Raw genomic sequence first — 21277 nt, 5'->3', positions numbered from 1 at the left:
GATCTTGCCGGCCATGTTGATCGGGCTTTGGATCCGCGACGTCGTGCTCATCGAGGCCCTGGACCTGTCCATCGGGCCGGGCCTGACGGCGCTTACCGGCGAGACCGGAGCAGGCAAGTCGATCATCCTCGACGCGCTCGGCCTGGCGACGGGCGCGCGCGCTGACGCGGGCCTCGTGCGCCAGGGCGCCAGCCAGGCCATGGCCTCAGCCGTCTTCGCCCCGCCCCTGGACCACCCGGTGTGGGAGATTCTGGAGGAGAAGGGGTTGGCCTATGCCCGGGACGAGGATCTGGTGCTGCGCCGGACCCTGTCCGTGGATGGCCGCAGCCGCGCCTTTGTCAATGACCAGACCACCAGCGTGGGAGTGCTGAAGGAGCTGGGCCAGCACCTGCTGGAGGTCCACGGCCAGCACGAGACCGTCGGCCTGCTGGACGCCCGCACCCACCGGCCGCTGCTGGACGCCTATGGCTCACTGCGGCCGCTGGCCAGGACCGTGGGCGACCGCTGGACCGCCTGGCGCGACGCGCGCGCCAAGGCTGACGAACTGCGCGAGGCGGTGGAACGCGCCGCCGCCGACGCCGAGGAACTGACCCTACGGCTCTCCGAGCTGGACCGCCTCGCCCCACAGGCGGGCGAGGAGACGGCCCTGGCCGAGGAGCGCGCCATTCTGGGCGCCGCCGAAAAGGCCATCGCCGACATCAATGACGCGCGGGGCGCCTTCGAGGGCCTGAGCAGCAAGCTGGCGGCCGCCGTCCGCGCCGTGGAGCATGCGCGCGCCCGCGCCATCCAGGCCGGCGCCGCCGAGGACGGGCCCGCCGTCAGCCGCCTCACCGTGGCCAGCGCGGCCATCGACCGGGTGTTCGGCGAGGCCCAGGAGGCCGAGGCCGCCGTGGACGCGGCCGCCGAGGCTTTCGACTTCCGCCCTGACCGTCTGGAGAAGGCCGAGGAGCGGCTGTTCGAACTGCGCGGCATGGCCCGCAAGCTGCGGGTCTCGGTCGAGGAATTGCCGACCCTGCGTGTCCGCTTCGCCGAGCGGCTGCGGGCGATGGAGTCCAGCGAGGACGACCTGAAGGCCGCCGATGCCGCCGTGGCCCGGGCCCGCGCCGCCTATATGGCCGAGGCGCAGAAGCTTTCGGCTTTCCGCCGCGCCGCCGGTGAGCGCCTGGCTGCGGCCGTGATGAGCGAGCTGCCGCCGCTGAAACTGGACAAGGCCCGCTTCCAGGTGGCCGTCGAGACCCTGGCCGAGGACCGCGCGGGACCGACCGGGACCGACCGCATCGTCTTCGAGATCGCCACCAATCCGGGCGCGCCGTTCGGCGACCTGGGGGCCATCGCATCGGGCGGGGAACTGGCGCGTTTCGCCCTGGCCCTCAAGGCCGCCCTGGCCGGCCGCGCCGAGGGGGTGCAGCCGCTGATGATCTTCGACGAGGTGGACCAGGGCGTGGGCGGCGCCGTAGCCGACGCGGTGGGCCTGCGCCTGCGCCGCCTGGCCGCCGACGCCCAGGTGCTGGTGGTGACCCACAGCCCCCAGGTCGCCGCCCGCGCCGACGCCCACTGGCGGATCGCCAAGGCCGGGGACGGAGAGCGCCTGCGCACCGCTGTGGAGACCCTGTCGCCCGCCGACCGCGAGGAAGAGATCGCTCGCATGCTGGCCGGCGCTCACATCACCGACGCGGCCCGCGCCGCCGCCCGGGCGTTGATGCATGCTTGAGGCCGCCAAACCGGTCGCCGATCTCGACGAGGGCGAGGCCGTCGAGGAGCTGACCAAGCTTGCCGACGAGCTGTCGAGGCACGACCTCGCCTATCACCAGCAGGACGCGCCGACGATTTCGGACGCCGAATACGACGCTCTGAAGCGCCGAAACCTGGAGATAGAGGCGCGGTTCCCGGAGCTGATCCGCGAGAACTCCCCGTCGCTGCGGGTCGGCGCCGCGCGGGCCGAGCAGTTCTCGCCCGTCGAGCATGGCGTGCCCATGCTGAGCCTCGACAACGCCTTCTCCGACGAGGAGGCCGTGGAGTTCGACGCCCGGGTGCGGCGGTTCCTTCGGGCCGACGCCGAACCCATCGCCTACACCGCCGAGCCCAAGATCGACGGGCTGTCGGCCTCCTTGCGCTACGAGAAAGGCGTGCTGGTCCAGGGCGCGACCCGCGGCGACGGCCGGGTCGGGGAAGACGTCACCCAGAACTTGCGGACCGTCGCCGACATTCCTCACCGCCTGAAGGGCTCAGGATGGCCCGATGTCATCGAGGTGCGGGGCGAGGTCTATCTCTGCCACGACGGTTTCGCGGCGCTGAACGCCAACGCTGAGGCGGCGGGGCAGAAGACTTACGCGAATCCGCGCAACGCCGCGGCGGGCTCCCTGCGCCAGATCGATCCGAGGATCACCGCGACCCGGCCCCTGCGCTTCTTCGCCTATGCCTGGGGCCTGATCAGCGCCCCCTTCGCCGACACCCAGTGGGAGGCGCTCGCCAAGCTGAAGGCTTGGGGCTTCCAGACCACGCCGCAGTCGCAGCGGGTGGTGGGCCGCGAAGGCCTGCTGGCCGCCTATCGCGAGATGGAGGCCGCGCGGCCGAAGCTGGCCTTCGACATCGACGGGGTGGTCTACAAGGCCGACCGCCTGGACTGGCAGGCGCGGCTGGGCTTCATCACCCGGACGCCGCGCTGGGCCATCGCGCGCAAGTTCCCGGCGGAACGGGCGCGCACCGTGCTGGAGGCCATCGACCTGCAGGTGGGTCGGACCGGCGCGGTGACACCGGTGGCCAGGCTGCGCCCGGTCACGGTGGGCGGCGTGGTGGTGGTCAACGCCACCCTGCACAACGCTGACGAGATCGCGCGCAAGGACCTGAGGGTCGGCGACACCGTCATCATCCAGCGCGCCGGCGACGTGATCCCCCAGGTGGTGGAGGCGGTGCTGGCCGAGCGGCCGGCCGACGCCGTACCTTTCCAGTACCCAACCCACTGCCCGTGCCCGCTGCGCACGCCGCTGGCCCGCGAGACCACGGCGTCCGGCGCCGAGACGGTCGTGCGGCGCTGCACCGGCGAGTTCGCCTGTCCCTTCCAGCGCATCGAACACCTGCGCCATTTCGTCAGCCGCCGCGCCTTCGACATCGAGGGCCTGGGAGAAAAGCAGCTCACCGCCTTCTATGAGCGCGGCTGGATGCGCGAGCCCGCCGACATCTTCCGCCTGGCCCGTGATGAGGAACGCCTGGCGGAGCTGCGGGGCAGTGATGGGTATGGCGAGACCAGCATCAGCAACCTGGTGGCCGGGATCGACGCGCGTCGGCATATCCCGCTGGACCGTTTCATCTTCGGCCTGGGCATCCGCCACATCGGTGAGACGACGTCGCTGGCCCTGGCGCGGCACTATGAGACCGTCGAGGCCTTTATCCAGGCGGGACAATCCGCGGCCGAGCAGCGGCTCGGCCCTGACTACCTGGGGCTATCCACCTTGGACGGCATCGGCCCTACGGCGCTTGAGGCGATCATCGCCTGGGCGCGGGCCAAGCCCGATGTGCTCGTCCCCGCGCAGGCCTCGATGGACGAACGACTGCGGCTCTCGATCCCCAGGATCAACAGCCGCGCGCGACAGGCCCTGGTGGACCTGTTCGGCGACTGGGCGACCTTCGAGGCCGCGGTGACCAAGGCCGCGGGGCAGGGGCCGGGCGACGACTTCCTGGAGCTCGCCACGGTGGACGCCGTCGGCGTGGTGGCCGCCCGGATGATCGCCGAGTTCTTCGGCGAGCCGCACAACCGCGACATGGTGGCCAACCTCGCCTCTGAACTGCGGGAGGTGCAGGCGGTGGCCCGGCCCAAGACCGACACCGCCGTGGCGGGCAAGACCGTCGTCTTCACCGGCGCGCTGGAAAAGATGACCCGCGACGAGGCCAAGGCCCAGGCCGAGGGGCTCGGGGCGAAGGTTTCCGGGTCGGTCTCCAAGAAGACCGATCTGGTGGTGGCGGGCCCCGGCGCGGGCTCCAAGCTCAAGACCGCCACGGACCTGGGCATCGAGGTGATCACCGAGGACGAATGGCTGGCCCTGGTGGCGGGCTGATGCCCGAGGCCGCGCCCACCATCGAGGAAGAGCTCAACATCGGCCTGCAGCGGCTGCGCGAGCACATGCTCAACCTGGCCGAACTGATCTTCGACCGGGTGGTGGTCAAGGCGCCCGACAACGCCGTGGCCCTGCGGCTGGCTGGCGTGACCAAGCACAAGCTGGGGAACAGCGGCACGGCCCTCGAACGCCTGCGGGCCGCGACGACCCTGGCGCCCGACGTCCAGATCGGCTGGTGGGACCTCTCTATCGTGCTGCGGGACGTGGGCGAGGGCGAGGCCGCCGCCCAGGCCCACGCCCGGGCTGTCAGCCTGCTGGGGAGCGATCCCGACGCCGTCCCGCTGCCGCCCCTGGCCCAACTCTCGCTGTCGTCGGACCGCCTGGTCCACGGCTTCACCATGGTGGACTACCCCTACACCGCCACCGTCCGGTACGGGTCGGGCCGTCCGTCGCATCCGGAGCTCGCCGCCCAGATCGGCGCGGGGCGTCAGCGGTACGAGACCTTTCTCACCGAGCTCGGGGACATTCAGGCCGACTTCGCGCAGATCCCGCTGGGGGGAAACTACGACGACCCGACGCCCTTCTGGCTGAACAGCTGGTTCCCGGCCCTGGACGGCATGGCCCTGACCCAGATGCTGCGGCGCTACAATCCGCAGCGTTTCGTCGAGATCGGCTCGGGCCTCTCCACCAAGTTCGCCCGCCGCGCCGTGCAGACCTACGGCCTGCGCACCAAGTTGGCCTCCATCGATCCGGAGCCGCGTAGCGAGGTCGACAGGCTGTGCGACCGGGTGATCCGGCAGCCGCTGGAGCGGGTGGACCTGGCGATGTTCGCCGGCCTGGAGGCGGGCGATATCCTGTTCCTGGACTCGTCCCACCGCAGTTTCCAAGGCTCAGACGTCACGGTCTTCTTCCTGGAGATCCTGCCGCGGCTGAAGCCCGGGGTGATCGTCCACATCCACGACATCTACCTGCCTGACGACTATCTCAGCGGCCACCTATGGCGACTTTGGAATGAGCAATACCTGCTGGCCACCGCCCTGCTGTTTGGGCCAGACCGCTTCGAGATCCTGTTCCCCTGCTGGTTCATCGGCCGCGATCCCGCGCTCCGCGTCCAGGCCAAGGGCCTGCTGCAGAAGGGGCCGCTCAGCGGCCTCGATCTCTATGGCGCCTCGTTCTGGATGCGAACCACCTAGAGCGGCGCGCAGGCCTCTTCCATCCAGGCCCGCACGTCGGCAGGCACGCGGGGGCCGATGACCTCCTGAACCCGCGCGTGATAGGCGTCCATCTGGGCGCGCTCCTCGGGCGAGAGCAGCGACACCTCGATCAGGCGACGATCGATGGGGGCCAGGGTCAGGGTCTCAAAGCCCAGCATGGGGCGCTCCCCGCCCGCGATGGGGGCGGCCTCGGTCACATACTGCAGGTTCTCGATGCGGATGCCGTAGGCGCCTTCCTTGTAGTAGCCGGGCTCGTTGGACAGGATCATGCCGGGCTGCAGGGCCACGAAGTTGGGCAGCTTGGAAATCCGCTGCGGGCCTTCGTGCACGCCGAGATAGGAGCCCACTCCGTGGCCGGTGCCGTGGTCGAAGTCGAAGCCTCGGGCCCAGAGCGGCGCGCGGGCCAGGATGTCCAGGGCCGAGCCGGTGGTGCCGGCCGGGAAGCGGATGGCGGCGAGCGCCAGGTGGCCCTTCAGCACCAGGGTGAAGCGTTCCCGCATCTCCTGGCTGGGCTCGCCGATGGCGACCGTGCGGGTGACGTCGGTTGTGCCGTCCAGGTACTGGGCGCCGGAATCCACCAGCAGCAGGGAGCCTGACACGGTCTGCTTGTTCAGGCGCGTGGTCGGGCGGTAGTGGACGATGGCCCCGTTGGAGGCCGCCCCGGCGATGGTGTCGAAGGAGAGGTCCTTCATCGCCCCGGTCTCCTCGCGGAAGCCTTCCAGCTTGGTGACCACCTCCACCTCGTCGGGCAGGCTGGTCTGGGCCTCGGTGGCCAGCCAATGGAGGAAGCGGGCGAGCGCCACGCCGTCGCGGGCGTGAGCCTCAGTGGTCCCGGCGATCTCGACGCTGTTCTTGGCGGCTCGGGGCAGGGCGCAGGGGTCCTCGCCGCGCACGACCTCGGCACCGGACTGCGTGAGGGTTTCGAAGTACCAGGCCGAGGAGAGACCCGGGTCCACCAGGACCCGCTTGCCCTTGAGGTCGGCGAGCGCGCCCGGCAGGTCGTCTGGGGTCTCCAGGGTGACCTGGTTGCCGAGCCAGGCCGGCAGGTCGGCGGTGACCTTGGCCGGGTCGAGGTACAGGCGCGCCGTGCCGTCCTTGTTGAGGATGGCCTGGGCGAGCGGCAGGGGCGAGCGGATGACGTCGCCGCCCCGGACGTTGAACAACCAGGCGATGGAGGCGGGGGCGGTCAGCACGGTGGCGTCGGCGCCCCGGGCGGCCAGGGCCTTGCCGATACGGGCGCGCTTGTCAGCGGAGTCCTCGCCGGAATACTCCAAAGGTTGGGCGACGACGGGGGCGACAGGTTGGGCGGGGCGCGCGGCGCCCCAGGCCTGGTCCAGCGGGTTGGCCGCGACGGGCTTCAACTGAGCGCCCGCCCGCGCGATGGCGGTCTTCAGGCGATCGAGGGCGTCGGGGCTGTGCAGGCGGGGGTCGTAGCCCACCACCTGGCCCTTGGCCGTGGCGGTCTCGAGGTAGGCCGGGACGCCGCCCTCCACCAGGTCACGGATCTCGAAGGTGGCTTGGTCCACCTGGTCGCGAACCTGCAGGGTGTAGCGGCCGTCGACGAAGACCGCGGCCTTGTCCGTCAGGATCACCGCCGCGCCGGCCGAGCCGGTGAAGCCGGTGGCCCAGGCCAGCCGATCGTTGGCCTCCGGCAGGTATTCGTTCTGATGCTCATCCTCGTGCGGCACGAGGAAGCCGTCCAGGCCCTGGGCGGCCATGGCCTGGCGGATCAGGGGGACGTGGCGGGGGCCGAAGGAGCGGTCGGTGGTTTCTTCGAAGGTCTGGCGCATGGGCGCATGTAAGCCGTTCGGCGCGGGCTCGCAAAGGGCCCAAGCTTGCGGTTTGGCGGCAAGCTCGGCTAGAAACGACCCATGGTTCGCGCCCAGGCCTTCGCTTGCTCCAATTCCAGCGGTCCCATCGGGGTCGTTCGGACGCGCACGCCCTAAGCCAGGGCCGCCTCGAACCAGACCCCGCCAGCATCGGCCGGGGTCTGACAGACCAGAGAACCCGTCCGATCTTCTTCAAATCGGAGCGTTCTCATGACCACCACCCCGCCCTGGCTACCCATCGAAACCGAGCGATTGCTGCTGCGTGATTTCCGCGAGGCGGACTTCGACCCTATCCACGCCTACGCCACCGATCCCGAGGTCGTGCGCTACATGACCTGGGGCCCCAACACGCCGGAGGTCACCCGCGAGGTGCTGGACCGCAATCTGGAGCGCCAGAAGGCCTGGCCGCGCGAGCAACTGGACCTGGCGGTGGAGGTGAAGGCCACCGGCGCGATGATCGGCGTCGTGTCCCTGCACGACGTCAACACCGACAACAGCTCCTTCGGCTACTGCTACAGCCGTGACGCCTGGGGGCGAGGCTATGGGACCGAGGCCGCCAAGGCCCTGGCCAGAATCGCCTTCACGGAACTCGGCCATCACCGCATCTGGGCCACCTGCGACGCCCGCAACCGCGGCTCCTACGCGATCATGGAGAAGGTGGGCATGCGCCGGGAGGGCCACCTGCTGAAGGACACCAAGGCCCATGACGGTTGGCGCGACAGCTATGTCTACGCCCTGCTCGCCGACGAATGGCGGGCGGCTAACCGACATTAATAGCCGGGTATAATTGACGGAGGCGGGCCCGCGCGCTAGAAGGTCCGCCTCCAGCCAAGGATCAGACCGTGGACAAGCAACGCCGCCGGGACATCGCCCGGGAATACAAGGAGCGGAAGGTCCCCGTGGGCATTTTCAGTCTGCGCTGCGAACCGACCGGCGAGACCTGGATCGGCATGAGCCGCAACCTGGACGGGGCCGCCAATTCCGCCTTGATGAGCCTGCGTCTCGGTTCGCACCGCAACGCCACCCTGCAGGCGGCCTGGAAGTCACACGGCGAGGCCGCCTTCGCCTATGCGGTGGTCGAGAGCCTGGAAGAGGACCTCACCCCGATCGGCAAGGAGGATTGGCTCAAGGCGCGACTGCGACACTGGATCGCGGCCCTGGAGGCTCGCCCTATCGTCGCCTGAGCTTGACGGTGGGGGTTGGTTAATGGTCGCGCGGCAAGGTGCAGCCTAAAGTGATCGGAGACCGCCATGACCTGTTGTTCCAAGCATGCCAGCTGGCCCCAGCTTTCCCGGCGCGGCGTCATGGGCGCCATGGCGGTGGGGGGCGGGGTTCTCCTGAACAGCGGTCTCAAGCCTGGCGTCTCGCGAGCGGCCGGCCACTGCGAGGCCTTGCTGCTCACCTGCATGGACTATCGGCTGAACAGTGAGGTGGACGCCTACATGACGGCCCGCGGCCTGAGGCACAAATTCGATCACGTGGTGCTGGCGGGCGCATCTCTGGGCGCTCTCAACGACAAGTACCCCATATGGAACGAGGTGTTCTGGACCCACCTGGACCTGGCGGTGCAGCTGCACCAGGTGCATCGCCTGATGGTTATCGATCACCGCGACTGCGGCGCCTACAAGCTGGTGTTGGGCGAGGGCGCGGTGAAGGACGCCGAGACCGAATTCAGGAGCCATGTAAGGCAGCTCTATGCTCTGCGGTCCCAGGTCACCACGAAACACCCCCATATGGAGGTGGAGCTTGGCCTGATGGGGTTGGACGGGGCGGTCACGCAGATCGTCTGACCGCCCCTCCCTAAGCCTACTGGGGCGCGTCGGCGGCTTCTTCAGCGACGTTGGACGCGGCGGCTGCCGAATCCTGCGCCGCTTCAGCGGTGCGGTTGGCGGCGTTCCGGGCGCTATCGGCGGCGGCCTGGGTGGAGGCGGCCATGCTGGAGGCGGCGTTGGCCGAGGCTTCGCTGGCTGCCTGAGCCGCAGACTGCGCCTGGGCCGTGGCGGTTTCCATCATCGCTTGGCTACGGCCCGCCTCGGTGGCGGCCTGCAGGTCGGTCGAGTCGGGGTTGTTGTTGAACATCAACAGCAGGCCGACGACGGCGACCACGGCCACCATGGCGGCGATCCACCAGCCGGCGGCGCCTGAGCCGCGAGCGGCGGGAGCGGCCGTGTACTCGGTGCGGACGGTGGCCGGCTGCTCGACAACGGTGCGTTCAACGTAGGGGTCGTTGGGATTGCTCATGGGGGCGTCCTCAATTTCGGTGGTGAAGACCACCGTCGCGCTTGAAAACGCCGATCCGCGAGGGCGGTTCCTAGTTCCGCTTGATCACCAGGGTCGCCCAGGCGTCGCGATGGATGCGGCGGACCAGGGTGAAGCCCTTTGACCGGTAGGCCGCCAGGACGCGCCGTTCCTGGGTGCGCAGCAGGCCCGAAAGGATCGCGACCCCGCCGGGCCTCAAGGCCAGCTTGATGTCGTGGGACAGGGCCACCAAGGGCGGCGCCAGGATATTGGCGAACACCAGATCGTAGGGCGCCTTCTCCCGCACCGAGGCATGGCCCAGCCCCGAGGCGTGCAGGAAGCGAACCCTGGCCTTGTTGAGCACGGCGTTTTCTCCGGCGATGCGGACCGAGGGCGCGTCGATGTCGGTGCCCACCGCGATGGGCGTGCCGGTCCGCGCCGCGGCGATCGCCAGCACCCCGGTGCCGGCCCCGACGTCCAGGACGCGCTGGTAGCGGTGCGCCTTCAGCAGGTCATGATAGGCCTGCAGGCAGCCGACGGTGGTGCCGTGGTGGCCGGTCCCGAAGGCGGCGCCCGCCTCGATCCTCACGTTGACGGCGTTGACCGGGGCGCGGCCCTTGTCGTGAGCGCCATAGACGAAGAACCGGCCGGCGCGCACGGGCGGCAGGCCCGACAGGGCCATGGCCAGCCAGTCCGCGTCGGCCAGCTTCTCCACCAGCACCTTGAGCTTGGGATAGGCCGAGAGAGTGTTTGTCAGGCCCTCCACCTCGTCGTCGGAAGTGGGGAAGGCGTCAATGCGCCAGACGTCGCGGTCCTCGTCCTCCTCCAGGATGGAGTAGGTGGCGCTCTCCAGCATGGGATCGGCGTCGATGGCCTCAGCGGCGGCTTCGGCGACGGCGCGGGGGCCCCGGGCGATGATCTGAACGGCGTCTTTCGTCATGCGCATCCGTCTAGAGGCGGACGCGCGGAAAGGCGAGGGGGTTAGGCCGGCGGCGTCGCGGCTTCGTCGGGCGCCGCTTCGGGCGTGGGCGAAGGGTCTGCGGCCTGCAGTCCGGCGAGGATATCACCGCCCATGGACGGGTAGGAGGGGGCCGGGGCGACTTCGGATACGTACTTCACCGGGGCCATGCGGACGGGTGGGCCTTCGTCGACCACGCGCGCCGGCTCAAGTTCGGGCTCGGGTTCGGCCTGGGCCATCTCCACCGGATAGGCAGGCTGGGTCCAGTCGGTGCCGATGACGTAGTCGGGGACCTGACCGCCATAGCTGGTCCAACTGGCGTTTTGGCGGATGCCGGGGCCGAGCCGCTCACCCGACGTCCCCGACAGCAGCTGTGGGCCGTCCAGATGGGTCATTTCGCGGATGTCGGGCTTGGAGACACCGCCGATCACTAGCCCCGCCACGGTGGCGATGGCCATTCCGTAAAAGGCCTGCCGCAAATCGTGCATCTCTCGACTCCCCTATTGCTGACTATAGCGCGCAAAAGCCGATCTGGTTCAGTCAAGGTTGGCGTGTGCCAATACGATGCGAGAGGAAGCGGCCGGTTCGCGGCGCCGACGGCGAACTCGCCCAGATGAATATGTCGAACCCTTGAAGATTCACCGTCCGGGGAATGTCCCGGGGGGGCGGCTGGCCCTGCTCTTGCGCAGGGCTCAGGCGGACCTGCGTGGTTCACGCCGGTTCGCCTGAAGGAGACGACCATGACCCTTGAAGCTCTTGAGGAAGAAACCCAAGACCCGTTCTTCGATCACTGGGCGCCGATGCTGCTGGTTCACGCCGCCAACGCTGTGGCCCTGGTTCTGCTGGTGCTCTTCTGGCCGGCCTTCGCCCTGATCGACCGCCTGGCCAGCGCCAGGCCCACGGCCGCCTAGGCGCTCTCCCGCGCCCGCGCCGTCGCCCGCTCGATCAGGTCGGCGATGCGCGGGATGAGCTGGTGCGGCAGGTCGTGGCCCATGCCGGGGATGGTATGCAGCTCCGCCCCGGGGATGGAGGCGGCGGTGTCGCGGCCGCCCTCGACCGGCACCAGCGGATCGGCCTCGCCGTGAATCACCACCGTGGGCGCGGTGATCGCGGCCAGCAGCGGACGACGGTCGCCGCAGGCGACCACGGCGGCCATCTGGCGCGCACGACCCACCGGATAGTAGGCGCGCCGGGCGTCGGCGCGGATCCGCTCGATCAGGATCTCGTCGGGGGTCGGGTAGCCGGGGCTGCCGATCACCTTCTGGCTCTCAAGCCCGCTCCAGACGTGCTTATCCATATCCACCGCGGGGTCGACGCCAGGCTTGGTGAGGGCCGCCATGGCCTCGGGCTTGGCCGGCGGGACCGCCGGGTTGCCGGTGGTGGACATGATGGAGACCAGGGAAGCGGTCTTCTCCGGATGATTGGCCGCCACCAGCTGAGCGATCATCCCGCCCATGGAGGCCCCGACGACGTGGGCCCGCGAAACGCCCAAGGCGTCCAGAAGCCCGACGCTGTCACGCGCCATGTCGGCCAGATGGTAGGGCACGTCCGGCGTCTGGCCGCTCATCAGGGCGGTATAGATCGCCGTCATGTCCGGCTCGCCGTGGTCCTCGAAACGGTGGGAGAGGCCGACGTCGCGGTTGTCGTGGACGATGACGCGGTAGCCCCGGTTGGTGAGCTCGCGGATGAACTGCGGCGACCACCGGGTCATCTGGGCGCCGAAGCCCATGATCAGAAGGACCGCCTCGCCCTTCTCCGGGCCGTAGACCGCATATTCGAGGGGGATGCCGTTGGCGGTGATCTGGGGCATTCGCCCTCCCGGACAGGTGATGATTGACGGTCACTCTGCTTGCGAAGACCCGGGTCCGCAAGGCCACGCAGGGATGCAACTGTTTGCCGCACGACCCGGCAAAAAGTTTAGCTTTCCGAGCGACTCAAAGGAGGGTCAAAGAGCGTTGATCGGCGTCTTGGCGACGCCTTCCGTCGCTGCCCGGACCCCGGCGAGAGCGACCTGGAGAAGACACCATGCGATCGCCCGCCGACATGGACATCGTCCAGATCGACATCAGCACCAAGTGCCACCTAAAATGCTCCAACTGCACCCGGCTGATCCCGCACCAGACCCAGCGGGCGGACATGGAGCTGGAGACCTTCGAGCGCGCCGTGCAGAGCATGGAGGGCTGGAACGGCCCCAACAAGCTGATCGGCATCATCGCCGGCGAGCCGACCCTGCACGCCAATTTCGAGCAGATCTCGCTGCGCTTCGCCGAGCTGTGGGGCGGGGACAACACCAATAACGGCAAGTTCCCGATCAAGGACTTCAACGACTTCGCCAATGAGCGCCTGTTCGACCGTTCGAACGGCCGCGGCTTGTGGACCAGTCTCGGCGCGGGCTTCTACCGCAACTACGAGACCATCATGTCGGTCTATAGCCACTTCAACACCAACACCCACGAGTCCGCCGGCCAGCACCAGGCGCTGCTGATCACCCGGGCCGACTACATCGCCGCGACGGGAATCTCCGAGCTGCAGTGGGAGCAGAACCGCGACAACTGCTGGGTCCAGAAGCTCTGGTCGGCGACCATCAACGACAAGGGGGCCTATTTCTGCGAGGTCGCCGGGGCCATCGACCGGCTGTACTTCGGCGGCAAGCACGCCTGGCCGGTCGAGCACGGCTGGTGGCAGCGCCAGCCGGGCGACTTCGGCGACCAGCTCGAGCTCTGCAACTACTGCGCGCTCGCCCAGCCCGGCCCGTCGCAGCTCGATATCCTCGAGCGCGACATCATCAGCCCGCAGCACCGCGACATCCTGCGCAAGCTGGGCAGCCCGGCGATCAAGAAGCACAACTACGAGATCTTCGACCGCGACCTGCACAAGCAAAAGCGCGAGGTCGAGAGCCGCGACAACTATGTCGGCAATGACGGCGCCGGCCGCCGGGTCGGCATCGGCCACAACTCCACCAAGCCCAAGAAGCTGTCCTGCGTGCTGGTTTCGGTCGGCTATGGCGAAGCCCTGGCCCAGACCCTGCCGCGCAATATCGACCAGTTCGACGACATGATCGTGGTCACCACCTCCACCGACCTGCGCACCCAGGAGGTGGCCGCCGAGCATGGCGCCACGGTGGTGATTTCCGACCGCTGCTTCGACGACGACCACGCCTTCAACAAGGGCAAGATGCTCAATGACGGCCTGGCGGTGCTGAAGGAGCCGGACTGGATCGTTTTCACCGACGCCGACATCGCGGTGAACCCGCAACTGCGCGACGTGATGTTCGGCCACTCCTGGAACCCCGGCTGCCTCTACTTCACCGCGCGGCGCGACAACGCCCCGGTGGAGGGCCAGTTCGACAAGGTGAACCTGGAGCCCAACGGCTACTTCCAGCTGTTCAACGCCAGGGCCAAGGCGATCCGCGACACCTGGCCGAAGATCGTCAGCGAGGATTTCTGCTCGGCCGGCAGCGTCGACACCTGGTTCTTCCAGCAGTGGGCGACCGCCAACCTGATCGGTATCACCGACATCGAGGTGGACCACATCTCCTCGACCTCGCTGGGCCTGAACTGGAACGGCGTCGATCCGCAGCCGGGCAAGTGGCGCCAGCTGGGCATCCTGACCACCAACGGCTTCTCGTCGTTCCTGGGCCTGGAGGCCATGCCGCCGGTGATCAAGCTGACCGACACCAAGTTCGGCCGGACCATCGTCATCGAAACCAAGGACCTGGAGAGCTACGCCCGGATCATCCCCAGCGGCCTGGAGTTCCTCGGCAGGGACCTGGGCAAGAGCCACATCCACGTGGCCTTCAAGGACGGCGGGGAACCGCCGGAGATCTCGACGCTGCCGCCGACGGTGGTGGCGGCGCCTGTGGCCGAGGCGGTGCCGGCGTAAGAACGCCCTTCTCCGGCAAGGGGAGAAGGGAAAGGGGGCTCACCCCTTCTCCACGAACGAGTCGATCACCTTCTTCTCGCCGGCCTTGTCGAAGGCGACGGTGAGCTTATTGCCGTCGACACCCTTCACCTGGCCGTAGCCGAACTTCTGATGGAACACGCGGTCGCCACGCTTGTAGTCGCTGGCCGCCGAGCTCTCGGCCACCAGGCGGCCCTCGCCCTCGATGACCTGTTGGCGGCCCGGATGGCTGCCCTGGTAGCCGCGGGACTGGGCGCGCTGCCAGCCGGGCGAGGAATAGCCGGAGCCGAAGGCGGGGGTGGCATCCCAGGTGCTGCCGTGCTGCTGCTGCATGCCGGGGCCACCGCCGTAATAACCCGTCTCTGACGAGGCCTCGACATTGGCCAGGGGCAGCTCGTCGACGAAGCGGCTGGGGAGCTGACTGGTCCAGCGGCCGTAGACCATGCGGTTGGCGACGAAGGAGATGCGAGCCTCCTCGCGGGCCCGGGTGATGCCGACGTAGCCGAGCCGGCGTTCCTCCTCGAGGCCCTTCTCGCCGCTCTCGTCCATGCTGCGTTGGGAGGGGAAGACGCCTTCCTCCCAGCCGGGCAGGAAGACCAGGGGGAATTCCAGGCCCTTGGCGGCGTGCAGGGTCATGATCTGCACCGCGTCGGCCTGGGGCCCGCGATCCATGTCCATCACCAGGGAGACGTGCTCCAGATAGCCCTGGAGGGTGTCGAAATTGCCCATCGACTGAACCAGTTCCTTGAGGTTCTCCAGTCGGGTCTGGGCGGTGGGCGTCTTGTCCAGGCGCAGGGCGTCGGTATAGCCGCTCTCCTCCAGCACCTGCTCGGTCAGCCGGGCGTGGTGCAGGGTCTCGGCCTGGGCCCGCCAGCGGTCGAGGTCGCGCAGGAAGTTGGACAGCGCCGTGCGGGTGCGGGCCGCCAGCTCGTCGGTCAGCACCACCTCGCGGGCCGCCGTCATCACCGGCACCCCGTTCAGCCGGGCGATCTGCAGCAGCTTCTGGACCGTGGTGTCGCCGATCCCGCGCTTGGGGGTGTTGACGATGCGCTCGAAGGCCAGGTCGTCGTCGGGCGACTGGATAAGGCGCAGATAGGCGTGCGTGTCGCGGATCTCGGCGCGCTCAAAGAACCGAGGCCCGCCCACCACCGTGTAGGGGTTGGAGAGCAGCACGAACCGCTCCTCGAAGGCGCGCATCTGGAAGGAGGCGCGCACCAGGATGGCCATGTCGCGGTACTTGCGCGGCTCCTTCTCCGTGCCGCCCTTCTTCGCGCGCTCGATCTCGTCGGCGATCAGCCGGCTCTCGGCCTCGCCGTCCCAGACCCCGCGCACGATGACCTTCTCGCCGCCGTTCTGCTCGGTCCACAGGGTCTTGCCCAGGCGGCCCTTGTTGGCGCTGATCAGGCCCGAGGCGGCCGCCAGGATGTGGCTGGTGGAGCGGTAGTTGCGCTCCAGGCGCACCACGGTCGCGCCCGGGAAGTCGCGCTCGAAGCGCAGGATGTTGTCCACCTCGGCGCCGCGCCAGCCATAGATCGACTGGTCGTCGTCCCCCACGCAGCAGACGTTCTGGCTGGCCTGGCCCAGCAGGCGCAGCCACAGATACTGGGCGACGTTGGTGTCCTGGTACTCATCCACCAGGATGTAGCGGAACCGGCGGTGGAACTCGGCGAGCACCTCGGGTTGGCTCATGAAGATGGTCAGATTGTGCAGCAGCAGGTCGCCGAAGTCGCAGGCGTTCAGCACCCGCATGCGTTCCTGGTACAGGCGGTAGAGGGCCTGGCCCTTGCCGTTCGCGAACTCCTTGCCCTCGTTGGCGGGCAGGCGGTCGGGCGTCCAGCCGCGGTTCTTCCAGTGGTCGATCAGGCCGGCCAGGGTCTTGGGGGTCCAGCGCTTGGCGTCGATGTTCTCGGCTTCCAGCACCTGCTTGATCAGCCGCTCCTGGTCGTCGGTGTCGAGGATCGTGAAGTTCGACTTCAGCCCCACCAGTTCAGCGTGTCGGCGCAGCACCTGGGCGGCCACGGAGTGGAATGTGCCCAGCCAGCGCAGGCCCTCGGCCTGGGGGCCGATGATGGCGGTGATCCGCTCGCGCATCTCGCGCGCGGCCTGGTTGGTGAAGGTGACCACCAGCAGTTCCCACGGCTTGGCCCGGCCCGTCGCCAGGATGTGGGCCAGCCGCGTGGTCAGCACCCGGGTCTTGCCGGTGCCGGCGCCCGCCAGCACCAGGACCGGGCCCTCGGTGGCCTCGACAGCGGCCCGCTGCTCGGGGTTTAGCCCCTCCAGATAATCGGGGCCCCGAACCCGCGCCAGATCGCTGATCCGCGGGGCGGGGAGGGGGGAGTCTTCAAACGAGTCATAGGACGACATTGGAACATATGTAGCACATCGGCTCGCCGACTTAAGGGGCCGCGCGCCTCGATCTGCGCCCCAAGGAACCTTGACCACGGGAGTTCGTTATCTTCCCGACTTTAAACCTGGGAGGCAAGAATGGCTGAGAACTCTGGAAACGGCGGAACCCCCGTCCTGGCCTTCATCGTTGGCGGCCTGCTGGTGGTCGTCGCGGTCATAGGCTTCATGATGTATTCGGGCGGTGGCCTTGGTCAGTCCAAGAGCGTGGACGTCAACATCAAGGCGCCGGACATCTCCGCCCCCGCAAAACCGGGCGGCTGAACTTGGCGAAACGCTCCGACGGGACGGGCCCCTGGCTGGCTTTTCTGGTTGGAGGGCTGATCGTGGCGGTCGCCGTGATCAGCTACTTCGTCTATGCGGGACGGCAGGCCGCGCCGGACCTCGGGCAGAACGTCGACTTCAACCTGACCCTGCCCAAACCGCCGCCGATGCCGGACGCGCCAAGGCTACCTGACGCTCCGATCCCGGTTCCGAGGTAATTCCTGGTGTCATCCCCGTTTCCGCAGCGCGGATGACCGGGGCCCAGAAGCACCGATCCATCCTGCACGCCCCGCGCCTATGAAGACCGGACAAGCGCTGACACGCTTTCCAGGATGACTCTGCTCGATGTCAGCCCCTTGCAAACGTCAGAGCCGCCACGCGACAGGCCGAGGCCAGGGGACGTTCGCCGCGGGTCTCGTCCAGGCGGGCGATAAGGCCAGCCAGGCTCAACCCCTGGCCCTGCGCCATCTCCTCCAGCACCGCCCAGAACTCCGGCTCCAGCGCCATCGAGGTGGCGTGGCCGGCGAGCAGGATCGAGCGTTTACGCAATCTGGGCATTTGCACCCTTAGTTTCAGGTGTCGCGGCGGCGACGCAACATCCTTCGAACGAGCGCGCGCCGTCGAAAATGGGACTTGCCAAAAAATGACGCTGGCGTCATCTTTAATCCGAACATGGTTCGAAAGGTCCCTCCCATGACCCCCGCCGTTGTCGATGTGCGCTACTCCACCCAGCCGATGCCCAAGCCCGCCCTGCAGTGGCGGGTGGCTCTGAAGGCCCTGGGCCGCCTGCTGAACGACAAGGAAGCCACCGACCAGGTGTTCGAGATCATGCGGGCCCTGAACGGCACCTCGACTCGCGACGGCTATCTCAAGCTGCTGACCACGCCACAGGGCGGGCGCATCGCCTATGAGCGTCCCGAACTGGCCGACAAGCTGATGGACCACGCCTGGCTCGACAGCTTCGCGCCAGGCACCGTCGGCGCGGCCTATCGTGACTTCATCCGCACAGAGCAACTATCCGCCGAGGGCCTCGCCGAGATCAGCCGCGAGGGCGCGCAGGGCGGCATCGACCTGCAGCACCCCTACGCTTGGATGGGCCGTCGAACCCGCGACGTGCATGACATCTGGCACATCCTGTCGGGCTATCACCGCGACGGCCTGGGTGAGGCCTGCCTGGTCGCCTTCTCCTACGCCCAGACCGGTGGCCTGGGCTGGGCGCTGATCGGCGTCGGCGCCGCGATCCGTTCCCGCAAGGGCGACCATCCCTACGCCAAGGCGATCTGGCAGGGCTATAAGCGCGGCAAGGCGGCCGCCTGGCTGCTGGGCGAGGACTATGAGCGCCTGCTCAACGAGCCCCTCGAGGCCGCCCGCAAGCGCCTGAACATCACGCCGGCGACTCACTACATCGCTATCCCGCCGGAGGCTCGCGACTGGAGCCCCGAGCAACTGGCGATGGCCGCCTAACTCTTGCTCTAACGCCTCGGTCGGGCGCATCCTTTCGAAAACAAGGGATGGACGCCATGGAAGAGCCCAAGCGCGGACTTGGCGAGGCGATCGCGGCGCTGGGGCGCCTGCGCGCCACCGGTGACACCAAGCATGTGTTCGAGATCACTCGCGCCCTAAGTTCGCGCAAGCCGCCGGCCGGCTATGCCCGCCTGCTCACCACCCCCCAGGGGGGGCGCATGGCCTATGAGCGGGTGGAGCTGTGCGAGCGGTTCGGCGATGACGCCTGGCTGCGGAGCTTCGCGCCCGGCACGGTGGGCGCGGCCTACCGGGACTTCATCGCTCGCAACAACATCTCCGCCGCCGGCCTGGCCGACGCCAGCAAGCGGGCCGCTGTGGGCCAGCCGCAGTACGAGCACCCCCACGCCTGGTATGGCCGCCGCAGCCGCGACATCCACGATGTCTGGCACGTGCTGACCGGCTACGGGACCGACGGGCTGGGGGAGGGGTGCGTCGTGGCCTTCTCCTACGCCCAGACTGGCAGCCTGGGCCTGGCCTTCATCGCCCTGCACGTGGCTCGGACGGGCAAGCAGACCCGGCCCGACCTGCCGTTCTTCGCCGCCGTCTGGCGGGCCTACCTGGCCGGGCGCCGCGCGGCCTGGCTGCCGGGGGAGGACTATGAGCGGCTGTTCGCCGAGCCCCTGGAGAGCGCCTGTGAACGGCTGGGCATCAGCCCGCCCGACACCTACCGCCAGATCCTGCGGGCCTTCGCGCCACAGATGGCCGCCGCGGCCTAATCCTCGCGCTTGGCGCCATCCAGCAGGCGGACGACCTTGGCGGCCTCAGCCTTTTCAACCGCCTTCTCGCCCTTGGTACGGCCGAACTTGGCGCGATTGGCGGCGGCCTGGGCCTTGGCGGTGTCCTTGGCGCGGGCCTTCTTCGCCTTGTTGAAGTTCACGACGTCGTTCATCGCGCCGCCGACTCCCGGGGCTGGATGACCACCGTCGATTCCAGGTGCAGGGGCCGCTCGACGGGAATGGCGTAGGGCGCGCGACCGGGGAAGACGCAGTTCTGCATGGAGAGCTCGCGGCGCAGGATCCAGCGGGTGATCGGCTGGCCCTGGGCCTTGCAGGCCAGGCCGACGGCCCAGGCCGGGTAAGCGTTGGCGACGGGCCAGGCGAAGCCCATGGCGGGGCCGGCCGCCACGGCCTCGACCGCCGGCGTCACCGCTTCACCGCGCGAGGCGAAGCTCAGGCGGTCGGGCTGGACCAGGCGCATCGAGAAGCCGCCATAGCCCTTCACATCGTCGCTGCCGCCGAGGCTCAGGCCGGGCATGCGCGCGGTGAGGGTGGTGTCGAACTCGATCCTCTGGCCGGCCGAGGTCGCCGGGCGGACCGTCACCTTGGTGATCTCGCGGGCCACATAGACCAGCTCGGGCTTGGAATTGACGATCCAGTCGACGTCGACGGTGAGCACGCCCGACCCGTCCGGCTGGCCCTGGAACTTCGTGCCGCGCACGAAGAAGGTCAGGCCCTTCATGAACCAGCCGTCGGCCACGACCTCGTCGCCGAGCCGTACCTGATGCCAGCTCCAGAACAGACCGCGCTGGTGCAGGTGGTCGGCGGGCCGGTCCTCGGTCAGCACCGTGCCGTCCGGGGCGTAGAGCGGATGGACGTAGTTCAGCCGGCCGGGCTGGGCCAGGTCGTTGGTCTGGGTCCGGTAGATGAGAACCGTTCGGCCGTCGTCGGTGAGGGTGACGCTGTCGGCCGCCAGCTTGGCGTCGATGGCCGCCTGCGCGGCGACAGGCGCGGACAGGACCAGCAGGGCGGCGAGGGCGGAGGCGAGCTTGCTCATGATTGCAGCCTAGCTTCTGACGCGGCGTCGCGCATCCGGCCACGCATGAAACTTTGGAAAGCCGGCGTTATGAAACCCAGCCCCGCTGCTGGGGGTTTGTCCCTGACCCAAACCCAGGAGACGAGCATGATCGCCACTTCAGATATCCTTGAACATATGGAGGTCGTCGGCTCGGACGGCGGTCACGTCGGACGTGTGGACCACGTGCTCGGCACGGACATCGAGCTGGCCAAGATGGACCTTGGCGCCGGCCTCAAGCACCACCTGATCCCACTAACCTGGGTCGAACAGATCGTCGACCAGAAGGTGCAGCTCAACATGACCAAGGACGCCGCCAAGGCCGCCTGGCGCGAAAGGCCTTAGGGACACCACCCTCCCCATGAAAGGAGAGGGTGGTTTCGCATCCTATTTCAGCGAGCCGCAGAATCGCTGGATGCGACCGCAGGCGTCCTCCAGAACGCTGTTGGCCGTGGCGTAGCTGATGCGGAAGTAGGGCGAGAGGCCGAAGGCCGCGCCAAACACCACCGAGACGCCCTCCTGCTCCAGCAGTTCGACGGCGAAGTCGGCGTCGCTCTCAATCACCTTGCCGCTGGGGGCCGTCTTGCCGATCAGCTTCTCCACCGACGGATAGACGTAGAAGGCGCCTTCCGGGGTGGGGCAGTGCAGGCCGCTGGCCTGATTCAGCATGGAGACAACCAGGTCGCGGCGCTGTTCGAACAGCTTGGCGTTGGGCTTGATGAAGTCCTGAGTGCCATTCAGCGCCTCGACCGCCGCCCATTGTGAGATGGAGGAGGGGTTGGACGTCGTCTGGCTCATGACCTTGGCCATGGACTTGATCAGGGCCTCGGGGCCGGCGGCGTAGCCGATTCGCCAGCCGGTCATGGCGTAGGCCTTGGAGACCCCGTTCATGGTCAGGGTGCGGTCGTAGAGGCCCGGCTCCACCTGGGCGATGGTCCAGAACTGGAAGTCGCCGAACACCAGGTGCTCGTACATGTCGTCCGTGAGGATCCAGACGTGGGGATGGCGCATCAGCACGTCGGCGATCGCCCGCAGTTCGGCCTTGGTATAGGCCGCGCCCGAGGGGTTGGACGGCGAGTTCAGGAACACCCACTTGGTCTTCGG

General features: G+C 68.4%; 23 protein-coding genes. 13 read left to right on the top strand and 10 right to left on the bottom strand.

Features of this window, described 5'->3' with window-relative positions:
- The first annotated feature begins 13 nt into the window (after positions 1-13).
- Genes recN through RMO97_RS16995 form a run of 3 tightly spaced genes read left to right on the top strand, consistent with a single transcriptional unit; the run spans position 14 to position 5245 of the window.
- A complete protein-coding gene (gene recN, locus RMO97_RS17005; RefSeq protein ID WP_310542210.1) occupies positions 14-1711 on the top strand; it encodes a DNA repair protein RecN in 1698 nt (565 codons plus the stop codon).
- Positions 1704-4052 carry an NAD-dependent DNA ligase LigA gene (gene ligA / locus RMO97_RS17000; RefSeq protein ID WP_310542209.1) on the top strand — a complete coding sequence of 783 codons (2349 nt, stop codon included), beginning with the start codon at positions 1704-1706 and terminating at the stop codon, positions 4050-4052. Before recN ends, ligA begins: the two co-directional genes overlap by 8 nt.
- Positions 4052-5245 carry a class I SAM-dependent methyltransferase gene (locus RMO97_RS16995; protein WP_310542208.1) on the top strand — a complete coding sequence of 398 codons (1194 nt, stop codon included), beginning with the start codon at positions 4052-4054 and terminating at the stop codon, positions 5243-5245. Before ligA ends, RMO97_RS16995 begins: the two co-directional genes overlap by 1 nt.
- On the opposite strand, the gene RMO97_RS16990 is transcribed toward RMO97_RS16995, so the two are convergent.
- A complete protein-coding gene (locus RMO97_RS16990) occupies positions 5242-7056 on the bottom strand; it encodes an aminopeptidase P family protein (RefSeq protein WP_310542207.1) in 1815 nt (604 codons plus the stop codon). The two genes, RMO97_RS16995 and RMO97_RS16990, sit on opposite strands and share 4 nt — an antisense overlap.
- A gap of 249 nt (positions 7057-7305) precedes the next feature.
- Here RMO97_RS16990 and RMO97_RS16985 point away from each other — a divergent pair, with 249 nt between their 5' ends.
- The 3 genes from RMO97_RS16985 (at position 7306) to RMO97_RS16975 (ending at position 8885) form a co-directional block, all read left to right on the top strand.
- Positions 7306-7869: a GNAT family N-acetyltransferase gene (locus RMO97_RS16985; protein ID WP_310542206.1), complete on the top strand. Its 564-nt coding sequence runs from the start codon at positions 7306-7308 to the stop codon at positions 7867-7869.
- A 68-nt stretch (positions 7870-7937) separates the two neighbouring features.
- Positions 7938-8279, top strand: coding sequence for a GIY-YIG nuclease family protein (locus RMO97_RS16980; RefSeq protein WP_310542205.1), 342 nt, complete (start codon positions 7938-7940; stop codon positions 8277-8279).
- 66 nt (positions 8280-8345) lie between these two features.
- Positions 8346-8885 carry a carbonic anhydrase gene (locus tag RMO97_RS16975; protein ID WP_310542204.1) on the top strand — a complete coding sequence of 180 codons (540 nt, stop codon included), beginning with the start codon at positions 8346-8348 and terminating at the stop codon, positions 8883-8885.
- A gap of 16 nt (positions 8886-8901) precedes the next feature.
- Here RMO97_RS16975 and RMO97_RS16970 read toward each other — a convergent pair whose 3' ends face one another.
- From RMO97_RS16970 to RMO97_RS16960, 3 genes are all read right to left on the bottom strand, one after another.
- Entirely contained in the window at positions 8902-9336 is a 435-nt protein-coding gene (locus tag RMO97_RS16970; protein WP_310542203.1) for a hypothetical protein, read from the bottom strand.
- Between the two features lie 70 nt (positions 9337-9406).
- Positions 9407-10273, bottom strand: coding sequence for a 50S ribosomal protein L11 methyltransferase (locus RMO97_RS16965; RefSeq protein WP_310542202.1), 867 nt, complete (start codon positions 10271-10273; stop codon positions 9407-9409).
- 41 nt (positions 10274-10314) lie between these two features.
- Positions 10315-10779, bottom strand: a complete 465-nt coding sequence (locus tag RMO97_RS16960; RefSeq protein ID WP_310542201.1) for a hypothetical protein — start codon at positions 10777-10779, stop codon at positions 10315-10317.
- Between the two features lie 252 nt (positions 10780-11031).
- On the opposite strand from RMO97_RS16960, the gene RMO97_RS16955 reads away from it, so the two are divergent.
- The gene (locus RMO97_RS16955) at positions 11032-11202 is read left to right on the top strand and encodes a hypothetical protein (RefSeq protein WP_310542200.1); all 171 of its coding nucleotides are present in this window, start codon (positions 11032-11034) and stop codon (positions 11200-11202) included.
- Here the strand turns inward: RMO97_RS16955 and RMO97_RS16950 are convergent.
- Positions 11199-12101 (bottom strand): alpha/beta hydrolase, encoded by a 903-nt coding sequence (locus tag RMO97_RS16950; RefSeq protein ID WP_310542199.1) that lies wholly within the window; start codon positions 12099-12101, stop codon positions 11199-11201. The genes RMO97_RS16955 and RMO97_RS16950 overlap by 4 nt on opposite strands.
- Positions 12102-12316: 215 nt before the next feature.
- Here RMO97_RS16950 and RMO97_RS16945 point away from each other — a divergent pair, with 215 nt between their 5' ends.
- Positions 12317-14173 (top strand): hypothetical protein, encoded by a 1857-nt coding sequence (locus RMO97_RS16945; RefSeq protein WP_310542198.1) that lies wholly within the window; start codon positions 12317-12319, stop codon positions 14171-14173.
- A gap of 39 nt (positions 14174-14212) precedes the next feature.
- Here RMO97_RS16945 and RMO97_RS16940 read toward each other — a convergent pair whose 3' ends face one another.
- The gene (locus tag RMO97_RS16940; protein ID WP_310542197.1) at positions 14213-16555 is read right to left on the bottom strand and encodes a UvrD-helicase domain-containing protein; all 2343 of its coding nucleotides are present in this window, start codon (positions 16553-16555) and stop codon (positions 14213-14215) included.
- A 120-nt stretch (positions 16556-16675) separates the two neighbouring features.
- Between RMO97_RS16940 and RMO97_RS16935 the strand changes: the two genes are divergently transcribed.
- Together RMO97_RS16935 and RMO97_RS16930 are read left to right on the top strand one after the other, a co-directional pair.
- Positions 16676-16858, top strand: a complete 183-nt coding sequence (locus tag RMO97_RS16935) for a hypothetical protein (RefSeq protein ID WP_310542196.1) — start codon at positions 16676-16678, stop codon at positions 16856-16858.
- Between the two features lie 2 nt (positions 16859-16860).
- Positions 16861-17076 carry a hypothetical protein gene (locus tag RMO97_RS16930; protein ID WP_310542195.1) on the top strand — a complete coding sequence of 72 codons (216 nt, stop codon included), beginning with the start codon at positions 16861-16863 and terminating at the stop codon, positions 17074-17076.
- Positions 17077-17206: 130 nt separating this feature from the next.
- Here the strand turns inward: RMO97_RS16930 and RMO97_RS16925 are convergent, their stop codons facing one another.
- Positions 17207-17416 (bottom strand): ribbon-helix-helix domain-containing protein, encoded by a 210-nt coding sequence (locus tag RMO97_RS16925; protein ID WP_310542194.1) that lies wholly within the window; start codon positions 17414-17416, stop codon positions 17207-17209.
- 135 nt (positions 17417-17551) lie between these two features.
- On the opposite strand from RMO97_RS16925, the gene RMO97_RS16920 reads away from it, so the two are divergent.
- Both RMO97_RS16920 and RMO97_RS16915 read left to right on the top strand, forming a co-directional pair.
- The gene (locus tag RMO97_RS16920; protein ID WP_310542193.1) at positions 17552-18322 is read left to right on the top strand and encodes a Coq4 family protein; all 771 of its coding nucleotides are present in this window, start codon (positions 17552-17554) and stop codon (positions 18320-18322) included.
- A gap of 56 nt (positions 18323-18378) precedes the next feature.
- Positions 18379-19098 carry a Coq4 family protein gene (locus RMO97_RS16915; protein ID WP_310542192.1) on the top strand — a complete coding sequence of 240 codons (720 nt, stop codon included), beginning with the start codon at positions 18379-18381 and terminating at the stop codon, positions 19096-19098.
- Here the strand turns inward: RMO97_RS16915 and RMO97_RS16910 are convergent.
- Positions 19095-19271 (bottom strand): DUF4169 family protein, encoded by a 177-nt coding sequence (locus RMO97_RS16910; protein WP_310542191.1) that lies wholly within the window; start codon positions 19269-19271, stop codon positions 19095-19097. The two genes, RMO97_RS16915 and RMO97_RS16910, sit on opposite strands and share 4 nt — an antisense overlap.
- Positions 19268-20155, bottom strand: a complete 888-nt coding sequence (locus tag RMO97_RS16905) for a DUF6807 family protein (protein ID WP_310542190.1) — start codon at positions 20153-20155, stop codon at positions 19268-19270. The genes RMO97_RS16910 and RMO97_RS16905 overlap by 4 nt, the downstream gene beginning before the upstream one ends.
- 126 nt (positions 20156-20281) lie before the next feature.
- On the opposite strand from RMO97_RS16905, the gene RMO97_RS16900 reads away from it, so the two are divergent.
- Positions 20282-20518, top strand: a complete 237-nt coding sequence (locus tag RMO97_RS16900) for a DUF2171 domain-containing protein (RefSeq protein ID WP_310542189.1) — start codon at positions 20282-20284, stop codon at positions 20516-20518.
- 42 nt (positions 20519-20560) lie between these two features.
- Here the strand turns inward: RMO97_RS16900 and RMO97_RS16895 are convergent.
- Positions 20561-21277, bottom strand: a 717-nt coding sequence (locus tag RMO97_RS16895) for an aminotransferase class I/II-fold pyridoxal phosphate-dependent enzyme (protein WP_310542188.1), incomplete at its 5' end; no start/stop codon positions are given.

It is taken from the genome of Phenylobacterium sp., from assembly GCF_031425575.1.
Classification (GTDB): domain Bacteria; phylum Pseudomonadota; class Alphaproteobacteria; order Caulobacterales; family Caulobacteraceae; genus Phenylobacterium.
This window is presented reverse-complemented; position numbering and strand designations above follow the sequence as displayed.